Origin of the sequence: Streptomyces sp. NPDC049954 (assembly GCF_040656295.1) — a bacterium.
In the GTDB taxonomy this organism is placed as follows: Bacteria; Actinomycetota; Actinomycetes; order Streptomycetales; family Streptomycetaceae; genus Streptomyces.
Genome location: NZ_JBFALS010000001.1, coordinates 763,375 through 780,549, shown reverse-complemented (window position 1 = coordinate 780,549; position 17,175 = coordinate 763,375). Strand labels below are relative to the sequence as shown.

The following is a 17,175-nucleotide window of genomic DNA, read 5'->3' as shown; positions in this document are numbered from 1 at the left end:
GCCCGGCCCGCCCCACGGGGAGAGGGCACCCGAGACCCGCTCCGCGATGATCCGGCGCCGCTCCCTGACGCTCCTCATCATCGTGCTGCTCATCGGGGTGCCCGCCGGCTACCTGCTGATCTCCGCCGCGCAGAGCCGCGACAGCGGCCGCGACAAGGAGGACAAGTACTCGGCGACCGGGCTCACCGCGGGCTGGCCCTCCAAGGTGCAGCGGCGCATCTACGAGGTGGACATCCCGAAGGGCGGGGTGTCGTCCTTCGTCGCGTACTACGAGACCAACAACTGGCGCACCAGCCGGCTCTACGTCCAGTTCCGCACGACCGACAAGGGCCTGACCAAGTTCCTGCACACCCTCGACCGCTCCAAGAGCGACCTGAGGCCGGGCGTCACGATCAAGACCCGCGACCGGAAGATCACCGGCTGGAGCTTCGACAAGAGCGTGCGCTGGACCGGGCTCGTCCACCACCAGGACGACCCGCGGCCCAGTCAGGACGTCACGGTGGACCGCACCGACAAGAAGCACCCCGTCGTGTACGTGGTGGCGGACACGACGCCGTAGCCGGGGCGGCGCGAGCCCCCGGGAACCGGCGGCCCGGACCGCCGGCCGACCGGAATGTCCGAGCCCGCCCGTAGAGTCGAAGGCGTCGGTCCCGCCCCTGTGACCAGGGCGGGCGCCCGTCGCCGGACCACGCGGGTGCGAGCGGCGGGTACGGGGGCGGCAGATGCGGGGCAGGCAGCCCGGTGGAGCCCGGGCAGAGGCGGAGGCGGAGGTGGTGAGCATGAGCACGGCGCACGACGCACGCGTCCCCGGACGCGCCCCGTCCGGTGCGCGCCTGTCCCGGGCCGCCGCCGTCTTCCTCGCCGCCCCCCTGCGCCGCGAGAGCCGCCTCGCCTTCTGGGACCCGTCCGGGGCCGCCCTCCCCGCCACCGGGCAGGGCCGGGAGAGCACCCTCGCCGTGGTCCGCGCGGGGAAGGACGGACCGGGCGAGGACGGCCGGCCCCGCACCGAAGAGGTCCCGGTCCTGCTGCTCGGCATGGAGGAGGCCCTCCCGGTGCTCGTCGCCGCGAGCTCCACCGCCTCCGCCCACCCGGCGACCGCCTGCTGGGGCGCCGCCGCCCTGCACGCCCTGCGCCTCGTGGCCCGCGGCAGGCTGGTCCCCGGGCTCGCGGCAGGCGACCTCGACACCTGGCGGGCCGGACCGCTCGACGCCCGGGACACCGCCCACCTGCGGGCCCTCGCCGCCGCCCTCCCCGCCGAAGGCTTCGCCCACCCCCTGCCGGGCGCGGGCCCCCCGCGCGTACCCGCCCCCGAGGCGCTCGTACGGGCCTTCCTCGACGCGGTCGCCGACACCCTGCCCCGCACCCCGGCCGCCCCGCACGCCGCAGGAGCCCCCTTCGCCGCCCGCGAACCGGTCCGGCTGCCCGGCGCCCGCGACTGGGCGGCCGAGGCCGCGGCCGGAACGGACAGCGGGGTCCGCGTCTCGCTGCGCCTCGACCTCGCCGCCGACACCCTCTTCGACGCCTCCGAGGACGCCGCCGAGCGGCCCGGCGGCGCCGCGATCGTCCAGGTCCACAGCCTCGCCGACCCCACCCTGGTGACCGATGCGAGCACCCTGTGGACCGGCGAGGGCGACGGCGGCACCGGGTTCGGCCCGCGCGCCCGCGTCGACGCCGCCCTCGCCCTGCGCCGCGCCGCCCGGGTCTGGCCCCCGCTGGCCCGCCTCGCCGACCTCGACGTCCCCGGGGTGCTCGCCCTCAGCGAGGAGGAGCTGCACGATCTGCTGGGCCGCGCCGCCGCCCGGCTCGACGCCGCGGGCGTCGCCGTGCACTGGCCCCGCGACCTCGCCCAGGACCTCACCGCGACCGCCGTGGTCCGCCCCGCCCCCGGCTCCGCGACCGACGGCACCGGCTTCCTGGAGACGGAGGCGCTGCTCCAGTTCCGCTGGCAGATCGCGCTGCGCGGCGAGGAGCTGACCGAGGCCGAGATGGACCAGCTCGCCGAGGCCCACCGCCCCGTGGTCCGGCTGCGCGACCAGTGGGTGGTGGTCGACCCCGAGCTGGTGCGCCGGGCCCGCAAACGCGAACTGGGCCTGCTCGACCCCCTCGACGCGCTCACCGTCGCCCTCACCGGCACCGCCGAGGTGGACGGCGAGACCGTCGAGGCCGTCCCCGCCGGCAGCCTCGCCACCCTGCGCGACCGGCTCACCGCCGGACTGCGCCCCGCACAGCCGCCCCCCGGCCTCCACGCGACCCTGCGCGACTACCAGGCCCGGGGCCTGGCCTGGCTCGAACTCATGACCTCGCTGGGCCTGGGCGGGGTCCTCGCCGACGACATGGGCCTCGGCAAGACCGTCACCGTCATCGCCCTGCACCTGAGCCGGTCCCGGCTGCCCGGCGAACGCCCGACGCTCGTGGTCTGCCCCGCCTCCCTGCTCGGGAACTGGCAGCGCGAGATCAACCGCTTCGCGCCCGGCGTCCCGGTGCGCCGCTTCCACGGTGGCGAACGCAACCTCGACCTGCTCGGCGGCGGCTTCGTCCTGACGACCTACGGCACCCTGCGCGGCTCCGCCACCCGCCTCGCCGCACAGGACTGGGACCTGGTCGTGGCCGACGAGGCCCAGCACGTCAAGAACCCGCGGTCGGCCACCGCCCAGGCGCTGCGCACCCTGCCCGCCGCCGCCCGGATCGCGGTCACCGGCACCCCCGTCGAGAACAACCTGTCCGAGCTGTGGGCGCTGCTCGACTGGACCACGCCCGGGCTGCTCGGCCCGCTCACCACCTTCCGCGCCCGGCACGCCCGCGCCGTGGAGAACGGCGAACACCTGGAGAACCCGGAGGCCGCGGAACGCCTCGCCCGGCTGATCCGCCCGTTCCTGCTGCGCCGCCGCAAGTCCGACCCCGGAATCGTCCCCGAACTGCCGCCGAAGACGGAGACCGACCGCCCCGTCCCGCTCACCCGGGAACAGGCCGCGCTGTACGAGGCGGTGGTCCGCGAGTCGATGGCGGCCATCGAGGCGGCCGAGGGCATGAGCCGCCGGGGCCTCGTCCTCAAGCTCCTGACCTCGCTCAAACAGATCTGCAACCACCCCGCGCAGTACCTGAAGGAAGGACCCGGCGCCCGCCTCGCCGGCCGCTCCGGGAAACTCGCCCTGCTCGACGAACTCCTCGACACGATCCTCGCGGAGGACGGTTCGGCGCTCGTCTTCACCCAGTACGTGAGCATGGCCGGGCTGCTGTCCGAGCACCTGTCCCGACGGGCGCTGCCGGCCGAACTCCTGCACGGCGGTACGCCCGTGGCCGAACGCGACCGGCTGGTGGACCGTTTCCAGGCGGGCCGCACCCCGATCCTCGTCCTGTCGCTCAAGGCGGCCGGTACCGGGCTGAACCTGACCCGCGCCGGGCACGTCGTGCACTTCGACCGCTGGTGGAACCCGGCCGTCGAGGACCAGGCCACCGACCGCGCGTACCGCATCGGCCAGACCCAGCTCGTCCAGGTCCACCGGCTCATCACCGAGGGCACCGTGGAGGACCGCATCGCCGCGATGCTCGCCGACAAGCAGGCGCTCGCCGACGCGGTGCTCGGCGGGGGCGGCGAGTCCTCCCTGACCGAACTCACCGACCGGGACCTGGCCGACCTCGTGTCGCTGAGGAGGCAGCCGTGACAGCCGACGACGCGCACGCGCGTCCGCAGGGCGCCGAAGACCCGGCCGCCGCCGGGGCGGGCGACGCGGAGCACGCCTCCGCACCGGACGAAGCGGCGCGCGCCGCCCGCGCGCCCGAACTCGAACCCGAGATCCAACCGGAACCCGGAGCCGAGTCCGAGCCGGAACCCGGAGCCGGAGCCGAGTCCGGCTCCGAGGACCCGGCTGACGGACCCTCGCCCGCCGAGCGGGCCCGGGCCGCGATCCGCCGCGCCCCCCGCCGCGACACCTCCGGGCGTCCCCCGGGACCGGCCGCGCGCGCCCGCGCCTCGGCCACGGCGCGCCACCGCACCGGCCCGGCCGTTCCACCGGAGGACGCGGCGGGGAACCCGGCGGACCGGGTGCGCGCGCAGATCAGAGCACGCAGAACCGCCGGGTCCGGCCCCGCGCCCACCGCGCCGGCCGCCACGACCCTCGGCCCCGGCGAGGAGACCACCCGTCCGCGCCCCGGCGACGCGGCCCGCGCGGCCCTGCGCGCAAGCGTCGCGCGCGGCGGCGAACCGGACACGCGGGGGACAGCCGCGCAGGAGCCGCACGCGGACGAGCCGGCCGCACGGGAGCCGGCCGACGGGGAGTGGGCGGAACGGGAGCCGGCCGAACGGGAGCCGACGGGCCGGGAACGGACCGAACGGGACCCCGCCGAAGGGCAGCAGGCCCAACAGGAGTCGCCCGTACCGCAGTCGGCCGGCACCGGTGACGCACGGGAGGACGGCCCGCCGCGCCGCCAGGCACGCGCCGAGCGGCCCGAGCCCGCACAACAAGGCCCCCGCGAGGGTGTTTCCGCCTCCTCCGTGCCCACCGCGTCGCAGCGCGCCGCCGACCCCCTCCTGTCGGCCGCCGCCCTCGCCCGCTCCCGCATCGCCGCGCCCGCCGAGACCGGGACCGATCCCGTCTCGGCCCGCTCCCGCACGAGGCGCCAGGCCCACACCGCCACCGCGCCCCCCGGCGGCCCCCGTCGCACCTTCCCGGCCGACGCCCCCGTGGGCGACCCGGGCGCAGGCTCCGCGACGGTGTGGTCCGGCGCGTGGGAGGAGGCGGTCACCGGCCTGTCCGCCGATCCGGGCCGACTGGAGCGGGGCCGGCGCTACGAGGAACAGGGTCAGGTCGCCGCCGTCACCGTCACACCGGGGCAGGCGCTCGCCTACGTCCACGGCAGCCGGGCCAGGCCCTACCGCGCCCGGTTGCGGCTGCGGACCTTCGACGAGGCGGAGTGGGCCCCGCTGCTCGACGCGCTCGCGGCCCGCCCCGAACGGCTCGCGGCGCTGCTGGAGAAGGAACTGCCCGCCGCGCTGCTGACCGCCGAGGGCGCCGCCCTGCCCCCCGCGGCCGGTGAGCCCGCGCCCGAGTGCAGCTGCCCGGACGCCGCCCGGCCCTGCAAGCACGCCGCGGCCCTCGCGTACCGCGTCGGCCGGCTGATCGCCGAGGACCCCTTCGTCCTGCTCCTGCTGCGCGGCCGCGGCGAGGAGGACCTGGTCGACGCACTGACCCGGCGCCACGCCCACCTGGCCGCCGAGGAGGAGGGCCGCGCCGAGCGGCTGCCCGGCATGCCCGCTGCCGAGGCCCTGTCCCGCCCGCTGCGTCCCCTGCCCCCGCCGCTGCCCCGCCTCGACCGGATCGATCCGCCCCCGCCCTACCCGGCGGCGCAGGGCGGGCCCGACCCGCTGGCCCTGGACCAGGTGGCGAGCGACGCAGCCACCCGCGCCCTCACCTTCCTGCGCACCGGAACCGACCCGGTCGCGGGCCTGAGCCTGTGGCGGGACGCGGTCCGGCTGGCCGCGTCCCGGCCCGGCTCGGGGCTCACCTCCTCGGGCCGCACGCTGTACACGCGACTCGCCGTCGCCGCCGGGCGCACCCCGACCGACCTGATGCGCGCCGTGGCGGCCTGGCGACGCGGCGGGGCCGAGGCCCTTGAGGTACTGGAGGGCGAACCGTGGGACCCGCCGGCCGGCCCCTTCGACCGGGCCAGACCCCTGCTCCTCGCGTACGGGCACGCCCCGTACCGCCCCTGGCACAACCGGCTGACCCGGCCGGGCGGACGGCACCAGCTGCGCCTGGGCCGGGACGGCACCTGGTACGGATACGAGTCCGAGCCGGGGGCCGAGGACTGGTGGCCGCGCGGCACCCCCGGCCAGGACCCGGCGGCCGTGCTCGACAGCCTCCTCGGCGAGACGACGACGGCCGAACCGGGGGAGACGGACGAGGCGGACGTGAGGTGAAGCGGGACGAAATGGACGCGTCCCGCACAGGCGGCACGGCGGGCGGCCGGGGCCCACGGCAGGGCGGTCGGCGGGTCCGCGGGATCAGCCGGGGCTCGCCTGTGAACGTCAGCTAAGGCTCGCCTAAGCTGGGGGCGTCGACCTGTCGCGACGGCGCGGCGTGCACGGGCACCTGGTGGTCCCCGCCGTACGCCCACGCCTGTGCGCACTGGTGCCGTACGCGGTCGACGTCTCACGAAGCCGACCGACGCGAAAGGCCGTCCACCTTGCTGTCCCGTCCCCGCCCCGACCGGGTCCCGGCGTGAGCGCCGTCGGTTCGCCGCCCGTCCCCGCCACGGCGCTGCGTACGGCGCCCGGACGTGAGGCGGCGCGCTGGGTCCGCGCACACTGCCGCGACGTGCCCTGGCTGTCCGCGGCCATGGTGTTCACCACGGTGGCCGGGGCGGCGCTGCAGATCCTCCCCGTGCTCCTGCTCGGCCGGGTCGTCGACGCGGTCGTCGCGGGGCGGTCACAGTCGGTCCTGGTCACGATCGGGGCCCTGATGGTGGCCGCCGCGCTGCTCGGCGCCGCGGCCACCGGAGTGTCGACCTACCTGATCGGGCGGCTGGGCGCGGACCTGCTGGCGCGGCTGCGGGAAGGCGCCGTCCGGGCGGTGCTCGGGATGCCGAGCGCGCGCGTCGAACAGGTGGGCCGGGGCGATGTGCTGGCCCGGGTCGGTGACGACGTGGCCGTGCTGTCGAACGGCATCCGCACGGCCGTCCCCACGGTCTTCTCGGCCGGTGTACTCGTCCTCGTCGCCACGTCCGGCATGTTCGGTCTTGACTGGCGGCTCGGTCTCGCGGGCGCCGGAGCGCTGCCCGCGTACGCCCTCGCCCTGCGCTGGTACCTTCCCCGGTCCGCCCCGCTCTACCGCGAGCAGCGGGTGGCCCAGGCGGCCCGCGCGCAGGTCCTGATCAGCGGCCTGGACGGGATCGACACGGTGCGGGCGTACCGCCTGGAGGGTGCCGTCCGCGCGCAGGTCACCGGCGAGTCGTGGCGGGTGCGTGAACTCGGCGTCGAGGTGTTCCGGTTCTTCGGCCGCTTCGTCGGCAGGGAGAACCGGGCCGAGTTCATCGGCCTGGTCCTGATCCTGGTGGTGGGGTACGCCCTCCTGGAGGCGGACGCCGCGAGCCTGGGCGACGTGGCGGCGGCCCCGCTCATGTTCCACCGGCTGTTCACACCGCTGGGCGCCATCATGTTCACCTTCGACGAGGCGCAGAAGTCGGGCGCGAGCCTGACCCGGCTGGTCGGGGCGCAGTCCGAGCCCGCCGAGGACCGCCTTGTCGGCGACCCCTCCGTCCTGCCGGCGAAGGCCGTGGCGTACCCGGTGACGGTCGAGGGGCTGACCTTCCGCTACCCGGGCGCCGAGGAGCCGGTCCTGCGCGACATCGACCTCAAGATCCCGGCGGGCGGCTCGCTCGCGCTGGTCGGGGCGACGGGCGCGGGCAAGTCCACGCTGGCCGCGCTGATCGCGGGCATCGGCACGCCGGAGGCGGGCTCGGTGCGGATCGGCTCCCAGGACCTCGCCACGCTGGGCGAGGCCGGTGCGCGAGCCCTGGTCAGCATCCTCACCCAGGAGACGCACGTGTTCTCCGGCCCGCTCGCCGACGACCTGCGGCTGGCCGCGCCGGAGGCGACCGACGCCGAGCTGACGGCCGCCCTGCGCACGGTCGGCGCGGGCGGCTGGGCCGAGGCACTGCCCGACGGGCTCGACACCCCGGTCGGCGAGGGCGGGGAGCGGCTGGACGCCACCGAGGTCGCCCACGTCGCCCTCGCCAGACTCGTGCTGGGCCGCGCCCCCGTGGTGGTGCTCGACGAGTCGACCGCGGAGGCGGGCAGCGAGGGCGCTGCCGCACTGGAGCGGGCCGTGCTGGCCGCCTGCGCCGGCCGGACCACGCTCTTCGTGGCGCACCGGCTGACCCAGGCGATGGCGGCGGACCGCATCGCCGTACTGGACGCGGGACGCGTCGTGGAAGAAGGCACGCACGCCGAACTGGTGGCCCTGGGCGGCCGCTACGCGCGGCTGTGGCGTGCCTGGCGAGAGGGCAGCCGGGTGACGTCCGTTGACAACTGACGAGCGGCGGCGCCGTGCGGGCGCCGGCATCCTGCGTACCGCGCTGCGCCGCAACCTGGGCGCCATGGCTCTGGGCACCGTTCTCATGGGCCTGTACCAGGCGGGCGAGACGGCGTTCCCCATCGCGCTCGGCCTGATCGTGGAACACACGCTGAGCGAGAACCGGAGCCTCGGCTCGCTCGCGCTGTCGATCGCCGCGCTGGCCGTGATCATCACGACCGTCTCACTGTCGTGGCGGTTCGGGATGCGCGTCCTGCAGAAGGCCAACACGACCGAGGCGCACCGCTGGCGGGTGCGGGTCGCCGGCCGCGGACTCGAACCGGTGGCCAGGGACTTCGGCCTCAAGTCCGGCGAGGTGCTGACCATCGCCACCGAGGACGCCGACCAGACGGCCGACATCATCGAGGTCGTGCCGCTGCTGATCAGCTCGCTGGTCGCGGTGGCCGTCGCGGCGGTCGCACTGGGCCTGGCCGACCTGCGGCTCGGCCTCCTCGTGATCGTGGGTACCGCGGCGATCCTGTCGGTCCTGAGCGTCATGTCCCGGCGGATCGGCGCGGGCACCCGCGAACAGCAGGCCCGGGTGGCGCGGGCCGGTGCGAAGGTCGCCGACCTGATCACCGGCCTGCGCCCGCTGCACGGCTTCGGCGGCAACCAAGCGGCCTTCCGGTCCTACCGGAGGGTCAGCGCCGACGCCAGGCACCAGTCGGTCGCCGTCGCCGGGGCGAACGGCGCGTACGCCGGTGTCGCCCTGGCCCTGAACGCGGTCCTCGCCGCCGCCGTGACCCTGACGGCGGGCCGGCTGGCCTTCCAGGGCCGCATCGGCGTCGGGGAACTCGTCATGGCCGTGGGGCTCGCGCAGTTCATCATGGAGCCGCTCAGACTGTTCTCGGACATGCCGAAGTACGTGATGACGGCGCGGGCCTCGGCCCAGCGGATGGCGCTCGTACTGGACGCCCCCGCGGTGACGGCCCCGGGCTCCGGGCGCCCGGCCGCGGGCGGGGACCTCGACGTCGACCGCGTCCGGTTCGGGACGCTGCGGGAACTGACGTTCCGGGTGCGGGCCGGCGAGTTCGTGGCGATCGCCGGCTACCAGCCGCGCGCTGCGGCGGATCTCGCCTCGATCCTGGCCCTGAACGTCCCGCCCGAGGCGTACGCGGGAGTGGTGCGGCTCGGCGGAGTGCCCGTGGCGGACCTGTCCGTGGAGGCGGTGCGCGAACACCTGCTGGTGAACCCGTACGACGGGGAGATCTTCGCGGGCACCCTGCGCACCAACATCGACCCGGCGGGAACCAGCCGGCTGGTCGCCGAGGCCGTCGAGGCGTCGATGCTGACCGATGTCGTCGCTCTGCACCGCGAAGGGCTCGACCACGGCGTGCGCGACCGGGGCGCGAACCTCTCCGGCGGCCAGCGCCAACGGCTCTCCCTGGCCCGCGCCCTGGCCGCCGACGCGGAGGTCCTCGTGCTGCACGACCCGACGACGGCCGTCGACGCGGTCACCGAACAGCTCGTCGCCCGCAACATCGCCCGGCTGCGCCGGGGCCGCACCACCCTGGTCGTCACCAGCAGCCCGGCCCTGCTGGACGCCGCCGACCGCGTCCTCGTCCTGGACGAGGGGGTCATCACCGCCGAGGACACCCACCGCAACCTCCTCGCCACGGACGAGGACTACTACTCGGCCGTGGCCCGGTGAGGACATGGCTGACCGCCTGACCGCCTGAGGGAAAGGAACGATCTCCCCGCACGCCGCCCCCGATTAGCGCCGCGACCGTATTCCGTTGGGGCATCGGCGGCGAGCAGGGGCGCATATGTACCGGCGTGGAGTTCCGGGCTGCCGGGCCGCGCGACGTGAAGGGATGTCCGGATATCTCTGGCGGCCGGAATCCGCGCAGGGTTTAATCAAGAATTCACGCGGTCTCGCTGCTCCACGCCTACGGCCCGGGCCGCTCGGTGCGCTGCGGAATGCCGTGACCGGAGGGTGGGCGTGGTGATCCGGACAGGGTGGCGAACGACGGCGACCGGGGTGACCACGGCCGCCCTCGCCGTTCGGTGGGGCCGGAATCCCGCCGGACGGAAATGGCCGGATGCCGCCGGTTCGCGGTTCCGGTGAGGAGACGCCCCGGCGCACGGCCCCGGTGCGCTCCAGGGCGGGGACGGAGGCGGAAGCGGGCCCGCACGCTCATGGAGTTCCGGCCCGTGTCCGCTCGTCCGGCGAGCCTTTCCCCTGGTCAGGGGTGGTCAGCTGCGCGGGCTCCTCGACGGGCACCCGGCCCGGGCTCGCTACCACGTCGGAGGGCTCGGCCGTGTGACCCAGCTCTCGTATACATCGTACGCATATGCGCGTACGATGTATATGGGAGCTGTGACGGGTCTGTGTGGAGACTGATGCGGTTGACGTCTCCATTACTTGAGAACGGCGTCCGGGAGTTTGAGCCTTTTCGATCAATGGAAACCGGCCACAGTGCAATGGTTTGGCGACCGAGTGAAACACCTTGGCCTGCGTCAAGTGGTGTGCGACCGGCAGCGGTCGATAGCCTGCCGAATCTCCTGTGTTTCCATGGAGTTTCCGTTCTCGATTAATGCCGAATCCGTCCAATAAGTAGCTTTGACGGATCAGGAGTTTCGTCGGTAGGCTTCCTGCGGACCTGATTTGAGGTTGGCTCGACGCTCCGCTCAATCGAATGGACAGTGGGGGACAGCTCGGATGGGGCATCAGTCCATAAAGCTCGTTGAACCGCGTGCTCCGCATCAGTTACCGGCGCGCACCGCGTCCTTCAGGCCGGAGGCGCGGAGATCCCGCAAGACCCTGCGCGTGCTCGCCGTGGAGAGCGACGCGCAGGTGGCGCAGAAGTTGACTCACGACCTGTGGCGGCACGGCTACCAGGCGGAGAGCGTGCCGACCGGAGCGCAGGCCCTCCAGCAGTACCGGAACGCCGATCTCCTCCTCGTCGACCTGAACCTCCCCGACCTCGACGGCGTCGAACTCTGCCGGAGCATCCGGGCCCTGTGCGATGTGCCGATCATCGTCGTGACGGCCCGCGACTCCGAGCTGGACCGGGTGCTCAGCCTGCGGGCGGGCTCGGACGACTACGTCCCCAAGCCCTACAGCCTCGCCGAGCTGATCGCGCGTATCGAGGCCGTCATGCGGCGGTCGCTGCGGCAGCCCGCCTCGTCCGACGAGGCCATCACCGTGGGCCTGTTGGGCATCGACCCGCGCACGAGGGAGATCCGCCTGGACGGCCGGCCCATCGAGGTCACGCGGAAGGAGTTCGATCTGCTGTACCTGCTGGCCTCGCGCCCGGGCAGCGTCGTCACGCGCAAACAGATCATGGCGCAGGTGTGGCGGGACTCCCGGTCCGAGCCGGGCCGCACCATCGACACCCATGTCAGCAGCCTGCGCGGCAAGCTGGGATCGAGCAGCTGGATCGTCACGGCCCGCGGCGTCGGGTTCCGCCTGGGCACCGCCTGAGCCTGCCTGCTGCCTGCACCCGCGCACCACCTGGACCTGTGCGACCGCCTGAAACGCGCCCCCACGGGCACGTGCAGGTGAGGAAGTCGAGGATCACTGATCCTGGAAGGGCTGTCCGGTCAACGGCGATCGGCGGTCTTTCTTTCATGTCCGGCCCTGTCGGGGGCGCCGCTCCCCGGCCTTCTCCGGGCGCCCCGCGGAACCGGCAGCTCCGCGGGGCCTTCGTGTGGGCCGGCTCAGGCCCTGGACCGGCGGACGACCTCCAGAGCGGCCACCACCACGACGCCGACGAACAGGTGCATCGGGATCAGGGTGGCCGCCGTGCCGCCGTCGGTGTCCTGGACCAGGGGGCCGATCGCGGTGAGCACCGCCACCGCGCCGGCCACGACCTGGCCCACGCGCAGGAACACCGGCTTCCAGCGGGCCAGGAGCACGGTCACCAGGATGCCGAGCACCGGAGCCACGACCGAGATGAAGATCACGTCGCCGGCGCCGATCTTGTCCGGCTCACCGTTGAGTTCCAGGACCAGTGAGGCTCCCGCGGCGTCGCCGATCAGCAGGATGATCACGTCGACGATCGCGGCGACGAGAGCGCTCCCCACCACGACCTGCCAGGTGGGCGGCGTCCGCCGCCCCGTGGTGGTGCCGGTGGCAGCGGGGTTACTGCTGGTCATGAAGTCCTCCGGGGGGTGTCGGGCCGGGCCGGCCGGAGAACGCTCCGGCCGGCCCGGCCACTTGGGGGAGTGCTGTGCGCTTCGGTGCCGGTGCCCGGACGGTGGCGGCCGCCCGGACCACGCTCAGGTGGTGGGGGTCAGGGTCAGGGCGTGCCGGAAGACGTTGTGCGGGTCGTAGGTGTTCTTCACCCGCTGCAGCCTGGGGTAGTTGTCCTTCCAGATGATCGAGTACCAGGGCACGCCGGAGGTGTTCTGGGCCGGGTCGCGCATGTCGACGTCCGGATAGTTGATGTAGCCGCCGTCCTGCCGGGCGTTCGGCACGGGAAAGCCGCCCGTCGCACCGTGCACGCTCTTGCGCAGCGTGCGGATCCACTCGACCTCGATCTCGTCCTGCGCCGGATCGGCCCAGTTGTTCGAGTACCAGAGCTTGAGAACGGAGTCCCGCTGGGGGATCGCCGTGGCGGAGGACGAGACCGTGTTGATCTCGCAGCCGTACGCCGCGAGGTACACCAGTCCGGCGCCGTAGTGGCTCTGGTCGCTCAGCGAGCGGTACATCGCGCCCACCTGCTCGACGGTCAGCGGCTTGCGCAGGTGCCCGCCCATGGACTTCTGCCGTGAGTACTCCCCGTAGCTCGGGGTCGGCTCCAGGGCGATCTCCAGCCAGGTGCCCTCCTTGACGGTGACCGTCGGCTCCAGGCCCACCCCGGCGTTGACCGCCCGGATGTAGGCGTCGTGCATCCGCTCCATGTCCGGCGAGGTCGCGTCCCAGCGGATCTCCAGCTCGCAGGTGCCCGCGAAGTAGGAGTGCAGTTGCAGTGAGCTGTGCATCACGGAGTACGCGGAGCCGGGGGAGCTGTTGGCGGCGTGCCAGGCGCCGTGGTTGAGGACCAGGCGCGTGAAGCCCGCCTCGGTGAGCCCGGCCCAGGGCCAGCTCACCACGGTCTTGCGCATCCGCGCGGGCGGTTTGGGCAGCAGGGCGGACGGACCGCCCGAGGCTCCCGGTGTCCGGAACCAGAACCGGGTCACGATGCCGAAGCCGCCGCCCCCGCCGCCGGTGTGGGCCCACCACAGGTCCCGGTTCGGGTCGCCGGGCTCACGGGTGGCGACGACGGTCCTGGCCCTGCCGCCCCGGCCCGCCACGACGATCTCGATCGCGTGGAGGTGATCCACCACGAGGCCGTGGCGGCGCGAGAGCGGGCCGTACCCGCCGCCGCTGACATGTCCGCCGACCCCCACCTCCGGGCACACCCCGCCCGGAACGGTCACGCCCCAGCCCTCGTAGAGCGCCTTGTACACGTCGCTCAGACGGGCGCCCGCCTGGACGGAGAAGGCGCGCATCGCCGGGTCGAACGTGATCTCCCTCATCTCGGAGAGGTCGACGAGGAGGCGGAACTGCGGATCGTCCACGAGCCCCTCGAAGGAGTGGCCGCCGCCGCGCACCGTGATGCGCTGTTTCCTGGCGAGGGCCTGGTTCACCGCCTTCTCCACCTGAGGTGCGCCGTGAACGAGCCAGATCTCGTCCGGGGTGGCGACGAACCGGCCGTTGTAGCCGCGCCCCGCGAGTTCGGCGTAGCGGGCGTCGCCCGGCCTGACGATCACCTCGGGGGCGATCTTCGCGGCGGCCTGTGCCATGGACGGGGTCAGTGCTGTCAATCCCGCGGTGGCACCGGCCACCGCTGTCGCGGAGGCCAGGAACCTGCGTCGCGAAACCATAGTGAGCCCAATCTGTGCTGAGTCCTGAAACATCACCGCATGGAGGCATGCGGCCCGGGCCGAGGGGGGACTTCAGCCAATCAGGCACAGGAGGGTTTCAGCGGCGGCTTGACGCGGATCTGTGCCTACCCGGTAGTGGAGTTGAGGTTCCGGACCCCCACCTCACAGACCGGCGCCGGTCCCGGCCGCCTCGCGCACCGCCGTGAACAGGGCTTCCTCCGACTGCGACCCGGTGAGCGCAGGCCGGTCCTCGACGAAGAACACCGGCACCCCGGTCACTCCAAGCCCGCGGACCCGGTCCAGTTCGGCCCGCAACCGCGCGTCCTCCGGGGTGGGATCGTCCACCGGAACGGCCTCCGGATCGACACCGGCCTCCCGGGCGAGCCGGGCGAGTACCCCGGGGTCCCCGATGTGCAGCCCGTCGCTGAAGTGCGCCCGGAAGAGACGCTCCGTCATCTGCTCGGCCCGGCCCTGGCGCGCGGCCCGCGCGATCAGCCGGTGCGCCTCGAACGTGCCGGTGGCCACCGCGTGTTCGTAGTGCAGTTCCAGCCCTTCCGACCGCAGCTGACCGGCGTAGGCGAGGGTCTGCCGTACCGCCTGCGGCCCGAAGGCCCGCTCCAGTACCGGGAGGAGGGGCTGCCCCTCGGTGCCGGCCCCGGGGGCGAGTTCGAAGGGCAGGACATCCACCCGGACGGACACGCCCTGGTCACGCAACCGGTTCGCCGCCCGGGTGAAGCGGGTGTAACCGACGTAGGAGTGCACGCAGATCACGTCCAGCGCGATCCGTACGTCCACCGTGACGGTGCCCGATGATGTTTTCTGCACGTCGGCAGCCTTCCTGGAGTCGATGTGCCAAGTATGTCCTCATTGCCGGGGGTTGTCGCCCCGACGGGAGGCGGTTGGGTGTGCTCGGCGGGCGGCGGGGCGGGGCTCACCCGGAGCACCTGCGGATGTCGTCCAGCAGGACGGCCTGGCGCAGGGTGTCGGCGCGCGGGGCGGACCCCGCGCGGACCGCGGCGACGAAGGCGGCGACCGTGGCCGCGACCTGGTCCGCGGCCGGCAGCCCGATCTCCTCGGGTGTCCCCCCGTGCACGGTGATCGTGGAGGCGAGGGAGGCCGGAGGGGTGAAGGCCCGGTCCACCGTGATCCGGCCCTCGCCGCCCCACAGTTCGTAGCGCGAGAGGTAGGCGTGCTCCATGCCGAAGCTGAGATGCGCGGTGACCCCGGCGGGGGTGGCCAGCAGCGCCTCGCCCGCCGTCTCGACCCGCCGCCCGGCGCCCCGGACGAGCCGGGCGCCCACGACGTCCAGAGCCGGCCCCAGGAAGTGCAGGGCCGCCCGCAAGGGGTAGAGGCCGACGTCCGACAGCGCGCCGCCGCCCAGCTCCGGGTCGTACCTGATGTCGCCGTCGGACAGCGGCGGAATGGTGAACGCCGCGTGCAGTGAACGCAGTTCACCGATGCGCCCGGCGGCCACCAGATCGCGCACCACCTCGTGCCGGGGATGGTGGACGAACATCACGTTCTCCATCAGGGCCACCCCCCGCCTTCCGGCCAGGTCCAGGAGCCGTTCGGTGCTCCCCGGATCCGTCGTCAGCGGCTTCTCGGCCAGCACGTGCTTCCCGGCGTCGAGCGCCGCCTGGACCCACGGGGCGTGCAGCGCGGCGGGCAGCGGGACGTAGACGGCCTCGACGTCCGCCGCCTCCAGCACGGCGGCGTACCCCTCGACCGGGCGGCAGCCGAAATCCGCGGCCACCTTCCCGGCCTTGGCCGCGTCCCGGCTGGCGACGGCCGCGATCTCCACGTCCGGGCAGGCGGCGAACGCGGGCAGCATCCGCCGCACCGCGATACCGGCGCAGCCGAGCACCCCGACACGGACCGGTGCGCTCATCGGCCCACCGCCCGGGTCGCGTTGAGGCAGGCGAGCAGCGTACGGGCCTGGACGTTGAGGTAGTGGCCGTGCCGGACCAGCCAGGTGAGCTGGCCGGGAGTGACCCAGGCGTAGCCGGGCGGCGGATCGAGCGGGGCGTCCTGCTCCTCGGCGTCCACGAGCAGGTACCGGCTCTCCGCGTTGAGGAAGCGGCCGCCCTCCTCCGAGTGCACCGCCTCGTACCGGACCCGCCCGGCGGGCGCCCTCAGAACCGTGTCCAGGAACAACGGGGCCGCGTCCGGAGGGAGATGGGCGTAGTTGCCGGGCGTGTACTGGACCGTGGGACCGAGTTCGATCGTGTCCAGGAAGCCGCCCTCGACCCGGGCGTGCACCAGGACGTGGGGGGTGCCGTCGAAGGTGCGGGTGAGGAAGGCGGTGACGCCCGTGCCCACCGGCTCGAACAGCGGCTGGGTCCAGCTGGTGACCTCCCGGTTGCCGGCCTGCACCGACACGGCCACCACCGTGAAGTAGCGGCCCTCCTCGTGCTCGACGGCCATGTCGTCGCGCCGCCACCCGGGGAGAGCGGCGAGCGGGACCCGTTCGGCGTGCACGTCGTGCCGGGCGCGCTCGCCGGTGATCCAGGACAGCAACTGGGTGTCGGAGCGCAGAGCGCCCTCGGACGGCTGGGAGACGGGGAGTGCGGACAGGACCGTCCGGGAGTCCATGTTGACGACGTTGTCCCGGTGCAGCAGCTGTGCCACCTGCCCCAGCGTGAGCCAGCAGAAGTCGTCCAGGAGGGGCACCTCGCCGTCCGCCTCGACGATCATGTTGCGGTTGGACTTGCGGAAGAACCACGAACCGTGCTCCGACTGGAGCGCGTCGGCGATGACGCGGCCGCGCCCGGGGCCCACGAAGTGCTCGATGTACTTGACGTCCGCGCCCCGGTGGACCTTGGTGTAGTTGCTGCGGGTGGCCTGCACGGTGGGCGAGAGCTGCAACAGGTTCGGGTTGCCGGGCTCCATCTTCGCCTGCATCAGGAAGTGCAGGACGCCGTCGAACTCCTTGGCCAGGATGCCCAGGATGCCGACCTCCGGCTGCTCGATGGTCGGCTGGTACCACTCGGCGTCCGGGCCGTCGCCGTACGGGGCGCCCCGCTCGGTCACGTGCAGGCCCTTGACGGTGAAGAACCGTCCGCTGCGGTGCGCGAGGTCGCCGGTGGTCTCCTCGAACGACCAGCCGTCCAGCGCGGCGAAGGGAACCCGGCTCACCAGGAAGGCGTTCGCCCGGCGGCGCCCGGCGAGCCAGTCCTCGAAACCGTCCGTCGACAGGTGCGCGCCCCGGGTGGTGGCGGCCGAGAGCGCGAGCCGGTCCGCCAGCAGCGCCGTGTCGTCACGTGGGGTGAGGGTCAGAGGCAGGGTCAAGGGA

General features: G+C 73.9%; 11 protein-coding genes. 6 read left to right on the top strand and 5 right to left on the bottom strand.

Annotated features, from left to right (window positions below; translation table 11 throughout):
• Positions 1-46: 46 nt before the first annotated feature.
• From AB0J21_RS03225 to AB0J21_RS03200, 6 genes are all read left to right on the top strand, one after another.
• Entirely contained in the window at positions 47-559 is a 513-nt protein-coding gene (locus tag AB0J21_RS03225) for a sugar kinase (protein WP_363144098.1), read from the top strand.
• Between the two features lie 220 nt (positions 560-779).
• Entirely contained in the window at positions 780-3,662 is a 2,883-nt protein-coding gene (locus AB0J21_RS03220) for a DEAD/DEAH box helicase (protein WP_363144032.1), read from the top strand.
• Positions 3,659-5,917 carry an SWIM zinc finger family protein gene (locus AB0J21_RS03215; protein ID WP_363144031.1) on the top strand — a complete coding sequence of 753 codons (2,259 nt, stop codon included), beginning with the start codon at positions 3,659-3,661 and terminating at the stop codon, positions 5,915-5,917. Before AB0J21_RS03220 ends, AB0J21_RS03215 begins: the two co-directional genes overlap by 4 nt.
• A gap of 301 nt (positions 5,918-6,218) precedes the next feature.
• A complete protein-coding gene (locus AB0J21_RS03210; RefSeq protein WP_363144030.1) occupies positions 6,219-8,030 on the top strand; it encodes an ABC transporter ATP-binding protein in 1,812 nt (603 codons plus the stop codon).
• A 64-nt stretch (positions 8,031-8,094) separates the two neighbouring features.
• Positions 8,095-9,720: an ABC transporter ATP-binding protein gene (locus AB0J21_RS03205; RefSeq protein ID WP_363144097.1), complete on the top strand. Its 1,626-nt coding sequence runs from the start codon at positions 8,095-8,097 to the stop codon at positions 9,718-9,720.
• 1,119 nt (positions 9,721-10,839) lie between these two features.
• Complete coding sequence (locus AB0J21_RS03200; protein ID WP_363144029.1) at positions 10,840-11,496, top strand: response regulator transcription factor; 657 nt, start codon at positions 10,840-10,842, stop codon at positions 11,494-11,496.
• A gap of 236 nt (positions 11,497-11,732) precedes the next feature.
• Here the strand turns inward: AB0J21_RS03200 and AB0J21_RS03195 are convergent, their stop codons facing one another.
• From AB0J21_RS03195 to AB0J21_RS03175, 5 genes are all read right to left on the bottom strand, one after another.
• On the bottom strand, positions 11,733-12,170 hold the full coding sequence (locus AB0J21_RS03195; RefSeq protein WP_363144028.1) for a DUF6069 family protein: 438 nt from the start codon (positions 12,168-12,170) through the stop codon (positions 11,733-11,735).
• Between the two features lie 123 nt (positions 12,171-12,293).
• Entirely contained in the window at positions 12,294-13,802 is a 1,509-nt protein-coding gene (locus tag AB0J21_RS03190) for an FAD-binding protein (protein ID WP_363144027.1), read from the bottom strand.
• A 243-nt stretch (positions 13,803-14,045) separates the two neighbouring features.
• Entirely contained in the window at positions 14,046-14,708 is a 663-nt protein-coding gene (locus tag AB0J21_RS03185; protein WP_363144026.1) for a DsbA family oxidoreductase, read from the bottom strand.
• A 106-nt stretch (positions 14,709-14,814) separates the two neighbouring features.
• Positions 14,815-15,771 (bottom strand): Gfo/Idh/MocA family oxidoreductase, encoded by a 957-nt coding sequence (locus AB0J21_RS03180; RefSeq protein WP_363144025.1) that lies wholly within the window; start codon positions 15,769-15,771, stop codon positions 14,815-14,817.
• A complete protein-coding gene (locus tag AB0J21_RS03175; RefSeq protein WP_363144024.1) occupies positions 15,768-17,171 on the bottom strand; it encodes an NDP-hexose 2,3-dehydratase family protein in 1,404 nt (467 codons plus the stop codon). Before AB0J21_RS03175 ends, AB0J21_RS03180 begins: the two co-directional genes overlap by 4 nt.
• Positions 17,172-17,175: the final 4 nt, after the last annotated feature.